The sequence below is a fragment of the Paraburkholderia sp. GAS334 genome, assembly GCF_050436625.1.
Classification (GTDB): Bacteria; Pseudomonadota; Gammaproteobacteria; order Burkholderiales; family Burkholderiaceae; genus Paraburkholderia.
Window position 1 is genome coordinate 55,411 of record NZ_JBNDMO010000022.1, and the last position, 16,223, is coordinate 71,633.

11 protein-coding genes and 1 pseudogene are annotated in these 16,223 nt (G+C 63.2%); 1 reads left to right on the top strand and 11 read right to left on the bottom strand.

The window, feature by feature from the left end:
* Window positions 1-89 precede the first annotated feature (89 nt).
* Window positions 90-2,789 carry a LuxR C-terminal-related transcriptional regulator gene (locus P3T21_RS29415; RefSeq protein WP_429259475.1) on the top strand — a complete coding sequence of 900 codons (2,700 nt, stop codon included), beginning with the start codon at window positions 90-92 and terminating at the stop codon, window positions 2,787-2,789.
* Window positions 2,790-2,827: 38 nt separating this feature from the next.
* Here the strand turns inward: P3T21_RS29415 and P3T21_RS29420 are convergent, their stop codons facing one another.
* From P3T21_RS29420 to P3T21_RS29470, 11 genes and pseudogenes are all read right to left on the bottom strand, one after another.
* Entirely contained in the window at window positions 2,828-3,985 is a 1,158-nt protein-coding gene (locus P3T21_RS29420) for an iron-containing alcohol dehydrogenase (RefSeq protein WP_429259505.1), read from the bottom strand.
* A 154-nt stretch (window positions 3,986-4,139) separates the two neighbouring features.
* Window positions 4,140-4,526 (bottom strand): annotated as a pseudogene (locus P3T21_RS29425) (methyl-accepting chemotaxis protein); the annotation flags it as partial.
* A 120-nt stretch (window positions 4,527-4,646) separates the two neighbouring features.
* The gene (locus P3T21_RS29430; protein ID WP_429259476.1) at window positions 4,647-4,895 is read right to left on the bottom strand and encodes a hypothetical protein; all 249 of its coding nucleotides are present in this window, start codon (window positions 4,893-4,895) and stop codon (window positions 4,647-4,649) included.
* Window positions 4,896-5,072: 177 nt separating this feature from the next.
* On the bottom strand, window positions 5,073-6,017 hold the full coding sequence (locus tag P3T21_RS29435; RefSeq protein WP_429259506.1) for an electron transfer flavoprotein subunit alpha/FixB family protein: 945 nt from the start codon (window positions 6,015-6,017) through the stop codon (window positions 5,073-5,075).
* A 31-nt stretch (window positions 6,018-6,048) separates the two neighbouring features.
* Window positions 6,049-6,798 (bottom strand): electron transfer flavoprotein subunit beta/FixA family protein, encoded by a 750-nt coding sequence (locus P3T21_RS29440; protein WP_429259477.1) that lies wholly within the window; start codon window positions 6,796-6,798, stop codon window positions 6,049-6,051.
* Window positions 6,799-6,823: 25 nt separating this feature from the next.
* Window positions 6,824-7,570, bottom strand: coding sequence for an SDR family NAD(P)-dependent oxidoreductase (locus P3T21_RS29445; protein ID WP_429259478.1), 747 nt, complete (start codon window positions 7,568-7,570; stop codon window positions 6,824-6,826).
* 76 nt (window positions 7,571-7,646) lie between these two features.
* The gene (locus P3T21_RS29450) at window positions 7,647-8,762 is read right to left on the bottom strand and encodes a porin (RefSeq protein ID WP_429259479.1); all 1,116 of its coding nucleotides are present in this window, start codon (window positions 8,760-8,762) and stop codon (window positions 7,647-7,649) included.
* 425 nt (window positions 8,763-9,187) lie between these two features.
* Window positions 9,188-11,599 carry an efflux RND transporter permease subunit gene (locus P3T21_RS29455; protein ID WP_429259480.1) on the bottom strand — a complete coding sequence of 804 codons (2,412 nt, stop codon included), beginning with the start codon at window positions 11,597-11,599 and terminating at the stop codon, window positions 9,188-9,190.
* Between the two features lie 30 nt (window positions 11,600-11,629).
* A complete protein-coding gene (locus P3T21_RS29460) occupies window positions 11,630-12,829 on the bottom strand; it encodes a WD40/YVTN/BNR-like repeat-containing protein (protein WP_429259481.1) in 1,200 nt (399 codons plus the stop codon).
* Window positions 12,830-12,913: 84 nt separating this feature from the next.
* Window positions 12,914-14,293: a DUF1329 domain-containing protein gene (locus P3T21_RS29465; RefSeq protein WP_429259482.1), complete on the bottom strand. Its 1,380-nt coding sequence runs from the start codon at window positions 14,291-14,293 to the stop codon at window positions 12,914-12,916.
* Window positions 14,294-14,323: 30 nt separating this feature from the next.
* Entirely contained in the window at window positions 14,324-16,093 is a 1,770-nt protein-coding gene (locus P3T21_RS29470) for a DUF1302 domain-containing protein (RefSeq protein ID WP_429259483.1), read from the bottom strand.
* Window positions 16,094-16,223: the final 130 nt, after the last annotated feature.

Genomic DNA, 16,223 nt, shown 5'->3' on the forward strand with positions numbered 1-16,223 from the left:
CCTCCAAACGAGGGGACCCTGCGCAACCGGTTGGTCCTATGCTCGACTTCGCGCTGCGCCGCCCCTTTTGTTTAATGTTGCCCCGAACGATGCACTCCACCCGACTCCTGATCTCGACGAAGTTCGCACCGCCCCGGATCAGCGCGCAGCACGTGCCGCGCACCGGCTTGCTGAGCCTGCTCGGACGGACCCAACAGCGCAAGCTGGCACTCGTCACGGGTAGCGCCGGCTACGGCAAGACCACGCTGCTCGCGCAATGGCGTCAAGCCTGCCTGCAAGCCCAGGCAGATGTGGCATGGCTGTCCCTCACCTCCGACGACAAGGGCTTTGCGGACTTCTGCGCTGTCTTCCTCGCCGCGCTACAGCAGGTGGGCGTCCCTGTGGAACTCGACCTGTACGCAGGGGGTGTCAGTGAAGCATCCATCGACGAAATCGTCACGAGCGTACTGGCTGGCCTGGGCAGCCTCGTCAACGATCTCTTTCTGATTCTCGATGACTACCATCACGTCGAGGATCCGTGGATCCACAAACTGGTGCAGAAGCTGCTCGATCAGTGCCCGGCGAATCTCCATCTGGTGATCGCGTCACGTTCCGCGCCGCTCCTCAGCCTGAGCCGGATTCGCGTCATGGATCAGATCGTCGAAATCGACTGCGAGCAATTGCCGTTCTGCGCAACAGAAACGCGCAGCTTTCTCGAGGCGAACCTCGGGCCAGGTAAAATCAATCACGACGATGCGAGCCTCATCCACGAGATGACGGGCGGATGGCCGTCCTGTGTCCAGCTGATCGTCATCATGTTGAAGAACCGCCCCGGTGCCGGCACGCGGCTGCGCGACCTGGTATGGCGTTCGAACGATTTGCAGACCTACCTCAGTGAAGAGGTGCTGTCGGATCTGCCTGCCGACCTTGTCGAGCTTGCCGAGACACTGTCGCTGTTTCGCCGCTTCAACGCACCGCTCGCCGAATCCGTAACGGGTAACCCGCGCGCGGCCGAACTGATTCGACGCATGGAGCTGGAGAATCTGCCGATCCAGCCTGTCGATCTCGAGGAGCGTGCCCCGTGGTTCCGTTTTCACTGGCTGTTCGGCGAGCTTCTCAACACGCGCGTGGAGAGGCGCGGCGCGCGCGCCGTCGCGCAGTTGCATGGTCGCGCAAGCCGCTGGTTCGCCGCCAGCGACCTGCTGGTCGAGGCGGTGCGTCATGCAAACCTGGCGGGCGATGTGGAGTTTGCCGCTTCGGTGATCGAAGGCGCGGTTCCGGCCAACTGGACGTTCGGATACCTCGGGCCGACCCTTGGCCTGCTCGAGCGCCTGTCGCCGCAGACGTTATTCAGGCACCGCAAGCTGTCGTTTCTCGCCTGCCTTGCCGTTGCGCTGTCGGCGCGCGCGCCCGTCGCACTGGCGCGGCTCGCCCAGTTGCGGGCCAGCGAAGCCGGCCAGCATCCTGACATCGCGCGCCGTCTGCCGCTCGTCGATGCCGTGATCGCATTGCAGCAGGATGACGCGCAGCGCACGATCGATCTGCTGGAATCGCAGCCCGATACTGCAATCGACAACACGTTCCTGCGCTATCTCGCGCTGTCTGCACTGGCGACCGCCTATGCGGGCGCTGGCCGCTACGCGGACGCCCGCAGCCTGCTGGACCGTCACCCCATGCCGCCCCTCGATCAAAACAGCGACATGGCGATCGTTGCGGAAAACACGCGCGTGCTGTTGCTGGTGCTGGAGGGCAAAGCTTCCGAGGCCGAGCGGCTCGCTGTGCCCCTGCTGTCACGGGCGCAAAAGGGCTTCGGCTCGCGGTCTGTACCCGCCAACGTCTGCTCGGCCTTCGTCGCCGACGTGTTCTACGAGCTCGACCGGATCGACGACGCGCGCGAGACGCTCGCCAACCGCCAGGGGCTGCTGGAGTCTGCCAGCGTGGAAGTGACGGTTCGGGCTTCACTCTGCCGCGCGCGGCTCGACCTGTTGCAGGAGAGCCCCGATGTAGCGCTCGCCTTCCTGAACCGGCAGGCCACGCGCTTTCGCACCGCCGGTCTGGATCGCCCGCGCGCGCTCATGCACGCCGAGCAGATCAGGATCCAGCTGGGCAGGAGCGATCCGGCGCAAGCAGGGCCGGCAATGGCTGCCCTCGACGAACTTGCCCGCGCTCACGCCGGTAGCAGCGGCTTCTCTGCTGAAATCCCGGCGGCCGCGGCCATCGCGCGCGCACGCCTGAATCTCGGCCGGCAGCCCGAGCTTGCCGCACAGGCACTGGAAGAAGCGCGAGGTCTCGCACTCGCGCTAGGTCGCGGCACGCTGCTGACGCTGGTCGATCTGCTCTCGGCGCGCGCGCTCGACGAGCTGGGGCGCACCGGCGAGGCCATGGCGTGCCGTACCCGTGCGGTCGAGGCCGGCTGCCGGCTTGGTCTCGTGCGCACGTTTCTCGACGAAGGCGCGCTCGCACGCGGTGAGTTCGAATTGCTGGTGCCAAACCTGGCGCCCAAAGATCCGTTGATGCAGTACGCCTGCGCGTTGCTGGAGAGATTCCCCGACGACCGCACCGCGCGGGGCCTCGCCCTGCCGGCACAAAAGCGCTCGCGTGGCCGCCGCGAGCAAACCGCCCTGACGCAGCGCGAAATCGACGTACTTGCGCTGGTCGCGCAAGCGATGTCCAACAAGCGCATCGCGCTCACGCTCAATATCACGGTCGAAACCGTGAAATGGAATCTGCGCAATGTATTCGCGAAACTCGATGTATCGAGCCGCTACGACGCGATGGTGTGGGCGCGCAATCGCAACCTGATCCGCTAAGGCACGTCGGCGTCTCGCTTGAACCAGAAGGCCCGGTATCAAAATGCGGCTTGGTAGATCGCGAGGGCATCCTGTTCGGCGACGGGGCGCGGATTATTGCCGAGCAGGCGTGTCTGCAGCATTGCGTCACGGGCCATCCGTTCCAGATCTCCGTGTCGAACACCGACCTCACGCAGCGTACGCGGGATGCCAGTGGCTTCGATCAGGCAATCGATATGATCGATCAGCAAATCCGTCTTCGACTCGTCGCTGCCGGACGCCTCGGGCACCACGATAGACGCAAGTTCGGCGTACAGGTGCGAAGCCGCCGGCGCATTGAACCGCAGCACGTGCGGCAACACGAGCGCATTCGAAAGCCCATGCGGCACGTGAAAAATGCCACCGATCGGATAGGCAAGTGCATGCACTGCGGCGACCGGCGCATTGGCGAACGCCTGCCCGGCGAACATCGCGCCGAGCAGCATGGCCTCGCGCGCCGCGCGGTCGCTGCCGTCATTGAAGGCGCGCAGCAGGTGACGTGACAGCAACTGAAGTGCCTTCATCGCCAGCGTGTCGGAGACCGGATTTTTCAGATGGGCAGACGTATACGCTTCGATCGCATGAACCATCGCGTCGATGCCGGTCGCGGCCGTCGCATGCGGTGGCAGGCCCAGCGTGAGTTCGGCGTCGAGGATGGCGAGATCTGCGTAGAGTTGTGGCGCTACCACGCCTGTCTTTGTCGTCTCGCCGGTCGTGACGATCGATACCGCCGTGACTTCGGAGCCGGTGCCCGCGGTGGTAGGCATCTGCACGAGCGGCAGGCGCGTGCCAGTCACTTTCCGTACGCCGTAGATCCCGGCGAGCGACTGGCTGCCCGGCACGAGAATCGCGATCAGCTTGGCCACGTCCATCGACGAGCCCCCGCCCAGGCCGAGTACGACCTGCGCATCCGCGGCCCGCGCGCGGCTCGTCGCCTCGAGCACCACGTGTTCAGGTGGATCGGCGATGACATCGTCGATCACCGTCACGTCCCATCCATGGGCGCGCAGGTCGGCCAGCGCAGCATCGAGCAGACCGCTACCGAGCAATGCATGATCGGTCACAACGCAAAGCCGGGTTTGGGACGGACAGGTCTCGCGCAACACCACGCCAAGGCGGCGCGCCGCGCCAAATTCGACGACGATGTTGGGAACGGTCTGGAAGCTGAATGAACGCATGATGTCCATGAAATAAATATCGTCTGGTGACGCAATGAACGCGTCTCGCCGGGCTTGTCGCGCGGGATGCTCCGACCGTTTTGAAGCATCCCTTGTCACACCCCTCGCACAGTGCCTCGCTCGCGAGGTATGCGCAAGGTGGTTGTCAAACTGCTTACCCGGGCACTGCTGCGAGCCGCGAGGAACGACGCATCGAAGCGTCGAACGACACATGCGGGACAGCATCGTCGTCAATCTGGAAGACCGCGACTGCATCTCGCAACGCCTGCGCCTGATTCGCCAGCGAGTGCGTAGCCGCCGCAGCTTGTTCCACCAGCGCCGCGTTCTGCTGGGTGACCTCGTCCATCTGGCTGATGGCGGTATCGACCTGGCCGATACCCGTGCTCTGCGCTTCCGACGCGGCCGCGATCTCGCTCATGATGTCTGTGACGCGCTTCACGGACAGCACCACCGCGCCAATCGTGCCGCCCGCTTCCTCGACGAGCTTCGAACCTGCATCAACCGTTGCGACCGACTGCCCGATCAGGTCCCTGATTTCTTTCAGGGGTACAGGGCCGCCAGCCGGCGACTCTGTCGCCTCGGCTCCCGAGGTGACACGACACGCGGGGTCGACGGATACGCCATTCGCGAAGCAAGTGGCGTGGCCTTTGCTCGCAGCCAGCTAAGCCACTGCCCGCATGAGATTCAGCGCGGGACGTTTGTATTCGGGAGGAAACACGCACCACGAACCGTCGTCGTGGCGAAAAAACACGATCGCCAACCTGCCCGACGGACGTTCCGCTTCCACGCATACATAGCGCCACAGCTTGCGCCGCGAGTGACTGAAGCGGGTCACACGGGCATGCGTGGCTGCGCCGCGTCCCAACCATCGCTCCACCAGCACGCGCAACGACCTTTCCCGGGTACTCATTTAATTCTCCAACTCTGCGTCGACGTCTTGTGTTGCGCGTCGCGCCGACCGGCCCGTTTTGAACGGCAGCTCGGCAGAGACGTCTTCAGGATATGGAAAGCGCCGCCACGGTTTGAGGCGCCTTGAATAGCGCCCTGCTACCGAGGCGGTCTTCGATCGTGTGTTCGCGACCCTGGACTAGGCTTCCGGCTGAAGGCCGCCCACGAGTTCCGGCACCACCGTGAACAGATCGCCCACCAGACCGTAATCGGCCACGCTGAAAATCGGCGCTTCCGGATCCTTGTTGATCGCAACGATTACCTTCGAGTCCTTCATGCCGGCCAGATGCTGGATTGCGCCCGAGATGCCGACTGCCACATACAGTTGCGGTGCGACGATCTTGCCGGTCTGGCCCACCTGGTAGTCGTTCGGAACGAAGCCCGCGTCGACCGCCGCGCGCGAGGCGCCCAGCGCGGCGTTCAGCTTGTCGGCCAGCGGCTCCAGCACCTTCGTGTAGTTTTCGCCGTTGCCAAGCCCACGGCCGCCCGAGACAATGATCTTCGCGCTCGTGAGTTCCGGGCGGTCCAGCTTCGTCACTTCACGGCTCACGAACTGCGAAAGGCCCGTGTCGGCTGCGGCTGCGATCTTCTCCACCACTGCACTGCCGCCTTCGGCCGCCACCGGGTCGAAGCCGGTCGTTCGCACCGTGATCACCTTGATTGCATCTTGTGACTGGACGGTGGCGATGGCGTTGCCTGCGTAGATCGGGCGCTCGAACGTGTCGGCGCTGTCGACTGCGGTGATGTCGCTGATCTGCGCGACGTCGAGCTTCGCGGCGACACGCGGGGCGATGTTCTTGCCGTAGGCAGTGGCCGGCGCGAGGATATGCGTATAGTCCTTCGCGATGTTCAGCACCGTCGCTTCGACGTTTTCTGCCAGACCCGCTTCGAGTTGTGCAGCATCGGCCAGCAAGACCTTGCTCACGCCGGCGATCTTCGCTGCGGCTTCAGCAGCAGCCTGCGCGTTGTGGCCCGCGACCAGCACGTGAATGTCACCGCCAATCTTCTGTGCGGCTGCGATCGTGTTCAGCGTCGCCGCCTTGATCGATGCACTGTCGTGTTCTGCTATTACCAGATTAACCAGATTCGTCATTTCGTCCGTCTCCGCGTATTCTTCAAAGCACCTTGGCTTCGGTCTTCAGCTTCTCGACCAGCGTCTTCACGTCGGCGACCTTCACGCCGGCGCTGCGCTTGGGCGGCTCGACCACTTTCAGCGTCTTCAGGCGCGGTGTGACGTCGACACCGAGGTCTTCGGGCTTGAGCGTCTCCAGCGGCTTCTTCTTCGCCTTCATGATGTTCGGCAGCGTCACGTAACGCGGCTCGTTCAGGCGCAGGTCGGTGGTGACCACCGCGGGCAGCGTCAGCGACAGCGTCTCCGCACCGCCGTCGACTTCACGCGACACCGTGGCCTTGCCATCCGCCACGACCACCTTCGAAGCAAACGTGGCCTGCGGCAATGCAGCCAGCGCAGCCAGCATCTGGCCGGTCTGGTTCGAATCGTCGTCGATCGCCTGCTTGCCGAGGATCACCAGCGAAGGCTGTTCCTTGTCGACCAGCGCCTTCAACAGCTTGGCCACCGCCAGCGGCTGCAGGTCTTCGTTCGACTCGATCAGCACAGCGCGGTCCGCGCCGATCGCCAGCGCCGTGCGCAGCGTCTCCTGACATTGCGTCACACCGCACGACACCGCGATCACTTCGGTCGCCACGCCCGCTTCCTTCAGACGCACCGCTTCTTCCACCGCGATCTCGTCGAACGGATTCATCGACATCTTCACGTTCGCGATGTCGACGCCCGTGTTGTCCGATTTCACGCCGACCTTCACATTCGCGTCGACCAGTCTTTTCACTGCAACCAGAATCTTCACAACCTTCTCCTTCGAGGAATCTGAATTAGCGCATGCCGCATTCGATATCGAGCGTCGTCGCATTCATGTAGGCGTTCCCGATCACGTGCTGGACGAGTGCGGCGAACTCGCTCGCCTTGCCCATGCGGCGTGGAAAAAGCATCTTCTCGATCAATCCGTCGAACACCTTCTGCGGCATGCCGGCGGACATGCCCGACTCGAACAGACCCGGCGAGATCGACACGACGCGAATCCCGTGCTCCGCGAGGTCGCGCGCGATCGGCGTCGTCATGCCGATCACGGCCGCCTTGCTCGCGCTGTACGCGGCCTGGCCCATCTGCCCGCCCCTGGCAGCGCCCGATGCGGTGTTGATGATCACGCCACGCTCGCCGGTGTCTTCCGGTTCGTTGGCCGTCATCGCGAGCGCCGCATGGCGAATCACGTTGAAGGTCCCCGTCAGGTTCACGCCGATTACGCGGTTCCACAGATCTGACGGGAAGAGCTGGCCTTTCGAAATCGTCTTGCACGGCCCGAGTACGCCGGCGCAATTCACTGCAATATGCACACGGCCATGCATGTTGACCACCGCATCGACGCCCGCCTTCACGCTGGCTTCGTCGGACACGTCAACGGCAACGCCCTTGATGTGCGCGCCGAGCGCCTCATCGAGCTTCGCCTGGTCCAGATCGAAGCCGACCGCGGTGGCGCCGGCCGCAGCCAGCGCACGGCATGTCGCAAGACCGAGGCCCGAAGCAGCGCCCGTAACGATGGCTATCTTGTTTTGCAGATTCATCTTTCTTCCTTCTCTTCTGGTTGGTTCGTTGGAGGTGCGGCGCATGCAGACCATCGCGAGCGAGACTGCGCGTCCGTCAGAATCGATGCGTGAGCCCGACTGCCATGAGGGTTTGCGACGTGCCCGTACCGGTGACCGCAATCCCAGGCCAGCTCGTCGTCGCGCCGCCGTGGTTCTTCATGTAGCCCGCTCGCGCATACAGGCTCGTTCGCTTTGACAGGCTGTGATCGACGCCGAGCTGAATGCCCGTGGTGTTGTCGTGCGCGCCGCGCACGTTGCGCTCGACCGCCGCGACTTCGACCGTGTCGGCAGCCGTGGCCTGAATCGTCGCACCCACTTCGATGGTGCTGACCGGGTGTGCCGCATCGGCCTGCGCCGCGCGCGATCCCGCCGGCGCGTCCTTCGGCCGCGCGTACGTGTAGATGAACTGGAAATTCGCGATGCCCAGCTGGTACGCGAGCGCGCCGGTGAAATGCTCGGTGGCGAGCTGGTCCAGATCGGCCGGCAGCCCAGGAAGCGTCTCGCGTCCCGCATGCTGGTTCTGGTACGCGAGGCCGGCGTACAGACCGTAGCCCGTGTAGGTCACGCCAACGTCAAACACGGGCCCGACGCTCGCCGGCACCGGCTGCTTCAGGGCGTCCGCAAACGCGTACATCGAGTAGAGCTTGAAACCGCCCACGTCCGGCGACTGATAGACAATCGAGTTGTCGCTGCGACCCGCAGCGTACTGGGTGGCGATCGTTCGCCTGTCCATCGCCACGATCATCGCGGCAAACGGCGACAGCGCCTCGTCGCCGCGAAAAGGCTCGGCGAAATACGCAATCCAGAAGGTCGGCTGATATTGACGTCCGAAGGTCAGCCTGCCGTAGTCGTCGCTCGCGAGCCCTACCCACGACTGACGCCCGAACAGCTTGCTGCTGTCGACGAAAAAGCCCCCGTTGTTCACGTTAAATCCGCTTTCCAGATCGAACACCGCCTTCACGCCGCGGCCCAGATCCTCACTACCCTTGAAGCCGACCAACGATCCAGTGCTGCCACCGCTGCGCGCCGAGACTGACCCCGCCCCTCCGTTATTCAGGTACTGCACGAACGTATCGACAACGCCGTATAACGTCACCTTCGACTGCGCCATAGCGCTCCCTGCGGCGAGCAGCAATGCAGCCCCGCCAATGCCACGACTGATAACGCCCATGCAAATTCCCTTTTCGAGCCTTGCACGTCGCAAGGACGCGCAAGACCAAGTCAAGCAAATGCGTACCGGCCGCGGACCGCTTGCACGGGCTCGGTATGACCATCTAACGTGCTGGCATGCCGTTTGGCATGAAAGAAGAATAGGGATGTTCCAGGCTGGCCGCCCCCCTCCCAAGTAGGGGGGCGGGCGCAGGCTCATCCGTTCGCCGGGCGCGCGCGCCGGGCCTTGCATCAGGCCGGGAGGCACGGGCGACAAGGGCGCCGGGGCGACGCCGGGCATGCCGTGCGCGGGCAAGCCCGGCTACGCATGCCGCTTAGGTGAAAACCCGCGCGCGATGCCGGTCGCGGGACGGTGCGATGCGAGGGCCGTGCCGGGCGAAGCGTGCTGAAACCGGCTGGGAACCGGATCCCCGGCCATTCGCCGTGCTACTGCCCGGCGAGCACCTGTGCCGGCACGTTTTGCGCGAGCTTGCGCGTATTCAGCAGGAAGTGCGACAGCGCGGGGATCAGGACAAGCGCGCCCACCATGTTCCACAGGAACATGAACGTGAGCAGGATACCCATGTCGGCCTGGAACTTGATTGGCGACCAGGCCCACGTCACCACCGCGATGGCGAGCGTGACGCCGATCAGCGCGATGACCTTGCCGGTGAAGCTGAGGGCCTCACGATAGGCGTCTTCGAGCGAAGCGCCCTGCCGTTGCAGCGTCAACTGCACGCTCACCAGGTACAACGCGTAGTCCACGCCGATGCCCACACCCAGCGCGGTCACGGGCAGTGTCGCGACCTTCACGCCGATACCGAGCATCACCATCAAGGCCTCGCACAGAATCGACGTGATGACGAGCGGCACGACCGCCACCACGACTGCACGCCAGCTACGGAACGTGATGAAACACAGCACGATCACCGCCGCATAGACGAGCACCAGCATCATCCGGTTGGCCTTCTCGACCGCGATGTTGGTCGCCGCTTCGATGCCGGCGCTGCCGGCCGCGAGCAGGAACTTGCGGTCATCGGCATCGTGCTGCGCCGCGAACGCTTCGACCGTCTTGACCACGCGTGCCAGCGTCTCCGCCTTGTGGTCGGCAAGGAATGCGACGACGGGCGCGACGGAACGCGAGCCATCGACGAGCTCCGGGTTGCCGACGTAGGCGTTGTTGACGGCATCGGTCGATACCGCCGGATCGCGGCTCACGGTCATCCAGCGGGGGTCGCCTTCATAGCCCGCCGCCGTGATGCGGCGGGTCAGACTGCTGATCGAGGTCGTCGTCTGGACACCCGGCAGGTCGCGCAACGTCTGTTCGAGATTGTCCATCTCGGTCAGCGTCTTGAAGTCGTTGATCGCGCCGGGGCCGACCTTCGTGATCACCGCGAACTGGTCGGTGGAAAGGCGATAGTGACGGGTGATGTACGCGTTGTCGCGGTTGTAGCGCGAATCCGCCCGCAGCTCGGGCGCACCCGGATCGAGATCGCCGATCTTCAGATGCTGGCCGACGAGCAGACCGCCGGCAGCGAGCAGGCCCGCCACCAGTACCGCCACGCACGCATGGCCGCGCTGCGTGAACGGCGTGAGCAGGCGGACGAACCTGTTCTTGTCGCCGGCATGCAAGCTGCGCACGGCGGCTGCGTGGGTGACGCCTGTGTACGACAGCAGCACGGGCAGAAACACGAGATTCGTGAAGATCAGCACCGCCACGCCGACGCTCGCAGCAAGTGCGAGGCCGCGGATCACCGGAATGTCGATCAGCATCAGCACGGCGAAGCCTACTGCGTCAGCGAGCAACGCCGTGAGACCTGCAAGAAAGAGGCGGCGGAACGTGTAGCGCGCGGCCACATAGCGGTCTGTGCCGCGCCCGATGTCCTGCATGATGCCGTTCATCTTCTGTGCGCCGTGCGATACGCCGATCGCGAAGATCAGGAAGGGCACCAGAACCGAATACGGATCGAGATCGACACCCAGCAAGTGCACGATGCCGAGCTGCCACAACACGGCGGTCAACGAACAATAGATGACGAGCGCCGTGCTTCGCATGCAACGGGTATACGCATAGATCACGACCGCTGCGATCGCGGCCGCGACGGCGAAGTAGACCGCGATCTGCATCAGCCCGTGAATCAGTTCGCCCACCACTTCGGCAAAACCGATCACATGAATGCTGATGTCATCGCTGGCATAGTCGGTGCGGATTTTTTCGAGTTCGTCCCGTACCGCGCGCGCATCGAGGGGTTTGCCCGTGTCGGCATAGTGGTCGAGCAGCGGCACGAAGATCGTGCTCGATTGCAGATCGTTGCCGACGAGCGAGCCCACGATGCCTGCACGCCCGACGTTCAGCCGCAACCGCTCGAGACTCCCGGCGGAGCCGTTATAGTCGTCCGGCATCACGGAGCCGCCCTGGAAGCCGCTTTCCGTCACCTCGGTCCAGCGCACCACCGGCATCCAGAGCGACTTGACGAATGGCCGGTCGACACCCGGAATGACGTAGACCTTGTCGTTGATCTTGCGCAGAACGTTCAGATACTTCGGATCGTAGATGCTGCCCTTGCGGTTTTCGACCACGATACGCAGCGAGTTGCCGAGGCTGCGCAGCGAGCTCATGTTCTCGATATAGTTACGGATGAACGGGCTCGACTGCGGCATCATCCGTTCATAGCTTGCGCTGACGTTCGATTTCGTCGCCTGGAAGCCGAGAAGCACTGTCAGGATCGCGCACACCACGACGATCCACAGGCGGTTGTTGAAAATGAGCCGCTCGAGGCGAGACCCGGAAGTCGATTCGAAATCCTCACGGTTCTTGATAACCGGCATCGAATCGGTTCGTTCAGTGTTCGGTGACATACCTGTATTGATTATCCTGAAGCAGCGCGATTACTGAAGTGGGGCGATACGCACGCCATCGAGTCCTGACACGACTAGCGCGCCGCCTGCCGACACCTGCGCCCCTGTGATGACGATGGGCCGCGACGTTTTCAAAAGATGAAGCGCCTCGCCCGAAGCGTCGGCGACGGCAATCTCCCCGGCCGCGCTCACGAATACGAACGTGCGACGCTCCGGAAGGTAGGTGGCATGGGTCACCGCGCCGTGCAGCGGGCTTTGCACCGCGCTCCACGTGGCGCCGCGATCGACGCTGCGATAGATCGTGCCGCGTAGCCCGTAGGCGAGCAGCACCTCGTCATTGCCGGTCAGCCCGAAGAAGCTTCCGGCATAGCCCGTCTCGACGCGATGAAACTTCCTGGCGTCCGGGTCGAACCTGAAGACCACGCCTTTCTCGCCGGCGATGTAGAGGTTGCCGGCCACTTCCGAGATCGCATCCAGGTGCAGGAATTCCGGGTTCTCGATCTGCTGCAGGATGGGAATCCATGTCTTGCCGCCGTCGTCGGTCGCAATGGCCATGCCGAATGGTCCGACCGCGAGTCCGTGCTGCTTGTCGTGGAACACCACGCTGAGCAGCGGCAAGGACGGCCCCTCCTTGTAGTTGAGCGCAATCTGGTCCAGATACGGTTGCAGCGCGGCGTCGCCGGCGGCGATCCGATCCTTGTAGTATTGGGCCAGTGCAGTCGCCGCCATTCGGCCGTCGAACTGCTTGCTCCACGTCTTACCGCCGTCGGCAGTATGGAGCACCACGCCATCGTGGCCGACCGCCCAGCCGTCCAGCGCGGTCGGGAAACTCATCGCGAGCAGATCGCTTCTCACCGGAGCGCTCACCTGGGTCCAGCTCTTGCCCTCGTCGTCCGAGATGGCGATCAGGCCGCGCATGCCGAGCGCGACCAGCCGGCTTCCCGCTCGCGCGACCGACATCAACGGTCGTCCGGCGATGCTTTGATGCATGACCGACGGCGCATCGAGCGGATCGACGAACGGGTCTTTGTGGGTACTCGCACTCGCGCCGTGCGGTGCACCCGCAGCGGGCATCGATTGCGCATCGACGCCGCCGATGCTCATCACTGTCAGCGAGGCAAGCATCAGACCCCTGCCGGTCAAACTCACAAACGCTTGCTGAAACATCTTCCACCCTCGGTCGTTCGGTGCCTGGCTCCAGACACCCTCGACCATGTCGTGCGTGTTCATGTCAACGCCCGACCGGACCCTGCTTGCCGCCACGTCCGATCGGGAAACAGTCACTACCCTATGCGTCAGGCTCCATGGCGATCGCTAGCGAAGGCCCGTACCCGCCATGCCTGCCGGTGTGAACAGCTGTGGCTTCTCCTGCTTGTCGGCCACGCGGATCTCCATGGGGCCATTGACGCTAGCCGTCCCGGCAACGAAATAGTTGCCCTTTTGCAAGTCGTAGAAACCCACCGAGGTCGCCGCGTAGACGCCACCGCCTTCGTCGTAGTAGTTGAACGGATAGCCGATGCCGACGCGCCACAGCTTGCCATCCTGGCCATAGCCATCCGATTCGCTGAATGCCCAGCTGTCCTCATCGACGTAGAACACGCGTTTGGAATATGCGTGCCGCGCATCCGCCTTCAGCGTCGCCTCGACCACCCACACGCGATGCCGTTCCCAGCGAATGGCGTCCGGCTTCGTATGCTGCGGCCCGAACAGTTCATCCACCGCAAGCTGCTTCAGCTTGTAGTTGTTATAAGGGATGAACATTTCCTTCTTGCCGAGCAGCTTGAAGTCGAAGCGGTCCATCCGGCCGCGGAAGATCGACGCCTCGTCCCAGAACACGACGCCGCCGTAGCCCGCCGCCGGCGTGTCGTACTTGTAGTCCGGCGCCATCCGCGTGCGCCGCTGCGCAGGGAAGTACGCCCACGTCACCTGATCCGTATCGGAGTAGTTGCTCGAGTAGTCGACCAGCGCCGTCTGTCCCGCCAGCGTCGGCGGCGTCTGGTTCTGTACCCACAGGCGGTCGTAAGGTCCCTTGTTTTTCCCGTTCGAGACCGACTGGTCGTAGAACGGCCGGTACTCGATCACGTTGAGGATAGGCAGTTCGGTACGCGCGCCCGAGGTGTCGACCAGAAACGCCCCCATGTTCTTCGCCGAATACTCCGCCCGCTGATAGTTCATCAGCGCATTCCACATGACCTCATAGCCATTCTTCGGAATCGGGAACGGAATCCCGCCCACGGCCCCCTCGACACCGTCGCCTTCGACCTTGCCGGTCAGCGTGGCGCCGGTGGCGTTCTTCTGGATGTTGTCGAGCACCCATTGCGAGTAATGCATCGTACGATGCGTCGGATAGACGTCGATACGGTAGTCGGGGAATCGCTTGAGCAGTGCCTGTACGCCGGGCGTGAGCCGCTCGGCATACTGCGACATGTTCGCCGACGTAATGCTGAAGGTGGATTTTTCGCCCTTGAACGGGTCCGGCCACTTGCCGCTGTTCGGCACGAAGTCCGCGGGCGGCTTTGTGAGGCCACCTGTGTATTCGGGAATCACGCCGTCCGCACTGCCCGCCTTTTCGGCGCCGAATGCGGTCAGCGTCGTGCCGAGCTGTCTGGCTTCGTCGACCGATACCGCGGCGAGAGCGCTTGCGCCCTGCAGCGTCACGAGACTGGCAGCAGCCAGATGAAGCAAAGTCTTCATGAACGTCTCCTATATCTTTATGAGTGCGCGTCAGAACGACGATTGAAGGGTCAACGACACCCATGGGCGGTCGTTGAGATCGATCAGACCGGCGCCCGTGTTGTTGTAGGGCAAACCACTCGGGGTCGTCTTGGTTGAATTGACATGGGCGTGATAGCCGTTATAAGCCAGCGTGACGGTGGCCTTCTGGCGGATCAATGCCTGGACGCCAATGGAGTAGATAAAGAAGCCCTGCCCCCCTCCTGCCGAGCCAGGATTGATCGGGTTGTTCCCATAGAGGCCGCCCGTGACCGAGGTCGGCATGCTGAGATCGACACCGGGGAATACCTGAAGCCATTGCGGCTGGAACACGACGCCGGCGCCGACATAGTTCTTCGTCGAGCATCCATCCCATTTGTTATTGGTCGTACAGCCACCATAGCCGAGACCGTTATAGATCGACGCGTTGTGCGTGACGGACAGCAGGTGCGTGTACGAAAGTTCGGCAATCAGTGTGCCGGTATCCCAGATGGGTGACCGTGATAACGGCACGATTGCGTTGGCAACGAGGTTGAGCAGATTACCCTTCGCGCCCTCCGTCTGCGTCGTGATGTTGGGGCTCAGCGCCGTGTTGAGCGCCGTGTTGTGCCGGTAGGATGCTTCGAACCCGGTACTCACGCTGCCGATCGTCGTATCGAGGCTGTAGCCGAAGAGCTGGACGCCGCGGTTGTAGGACAGGTGGTAGTCGGTCGGCAACAGACCGAGCACCGGAAACTTCTTCCAGTCAGACAGCACCCACGGCTGCGTTTCGTCGAAGCGGCGGTAATAGAAGCCCATCGCACCGTTCATGAAGGTCGGCGTCCAACTCGTCTTGATCCCGAAGTTGTTGTCCACCTGGCGCGGTTCGTTCGGCTGGCCCTGGGGTATCACATACCCAAACGGCCCGCCTGGCGGCAACCCCAGCAGCGGACGCACTGCCCCGGGCAACGACGCAATGAAAAGGCCCGATGGACCCGCGGCAACCGCGTCGTTCGCCTCGAGGTAGGTGCCACCCGTGCCGAGCCGGTTCGCCTGCCACCCAAGCTCGTACTGTCCCGACACGGACACCTGCGGTGTCACCTGCGCTGTCAGGCTGATCTGGGGACGCGGCAGGAGCAGTTCCTTGGTCTGCGTGCCGGGCGAGTTAAGCGCCTTGATCCCGTCGGTCGCGCCTTGTGCATACGAGATGCCCTGGGTTGGAGAGAGAAGCGAGTTGCCCCAGTACTCGGTGAACTGGCCGCCCTTGAAATAAAGGGCCTTGCCGCCAACTTCCGTGTTGTAAAACGCGAAGCCGTCGAGCAACTGCGCGCCCTGCACGTAGTACCGGTTCGTATAGGAACCGTACTGCCCGTTGGGATAGGCCCTGATCGACTGATAGGTGACGCCAGGCGAATACACACCCGGGTTTGTCACGTCGCCGCTGCCGTAGGCAAAATCCTTCCACGCCGAGCCCGACAGCCTGAAGCCGACGTATCCCTGGTATGCCGCGGTAAACTCGGACACCACCGACACCCGGTTGGTGACAAAGTCCCCGGCGTGCTTGAACTTGTAGTCCCCGTCATCGAAGTTCGGATTATTCCCGATCATCGGATCAATGCCCTGGGTCCGCATGCCGAGGTTGTAGGTTGCGGTATTGTCCCAGTTGACGTCCCAGTCAGACGATCCCGTATCGATCTTGAACGCGTGCGCGTAGATCGGGATGACGGCCGAAACCAGGCCTGCGAGAATCGTCAGTCTCGGCAATTTCTGGCCCCAGTCCCCTTGCTTCCTGTTGCGAAACATCTTCTTTGTCTCCTGTTGTCCCGCCGGCTGAAGTCACGTCAACGTGCAAAGCTCGATACCTTTTCCCCGACGTGACCGCACCGGTTTTCGCTGCTGATGAATCGGGCAATGTCGAAACGCCGTGTCGACG

Bases quoted from the DNA above. Each gene is read 5' to 3' on its own strand.
- P3T21_RS29470 (WP_429259483.1), bottom strand. From the start codon at position 16,093: ATGTTTCGCAACAGGAAGCAAGGGGACTGGGGCCAGAAATTGCCGAGA.
- P3T21_RS29455 (WP_429259480.1), bottom strand. From the start codon at position 11,599: ATGTCACCGAACACTGAACGAACCGATTCGATGCCGGTTATCAAGAAC.
- P3T21_RS29460 (WP_429259481.1), bottom strand. From the start codon at position 12,829: ATGAACACGCACGACATGGTCGAGGGTGTCTGGAGCCAGGCACCGAAC.
- P3T21_RS29465 (WP_429259482.1), bottom strand. From the start codon at position 14,293: ATGAAGACTTTGCTTCATCTGGCTGCTGCCAGTCTCGTGACGCTGCAG.
- P3T21_RS29445 (WP_429259478.1), bottom strand. From the start codon at position 7,570: ATGAATCTGCAAAACAAGATAGCCATCGTTACGGGCGCTGCTTCGGGC.
- P3T21_RS29420 (WP_429259505.1), bottom strand. From the start codon at position 3,985: ATGCGTTCATTCAGCTTCCAGACCGTTCCCAACATCGTCGTCGAATTT.
- P3T21_RS29450 (WP_429259479.1), bottom strand. From the start codon at position 8,762: ATGGGCGTTATCAGTCGTGGCATTGGCGGGGCTGCATTGCTGCTCGCC.
- P3T21_RS29430 (WP_429259476.1), bottom strand. From the start codon at position 4,895: ATGAGTACCCGGGAAAGGTCGTTGCGCGTGCTGGTGGAGCGATGGTTG.
- P3T21_RS29415 (WP_429259475.1), top strand. From the start codon at position 90: ATGCACTCCACCCGACTCCTGATCTCGACGAAGTTCGCACCGCCCCGG.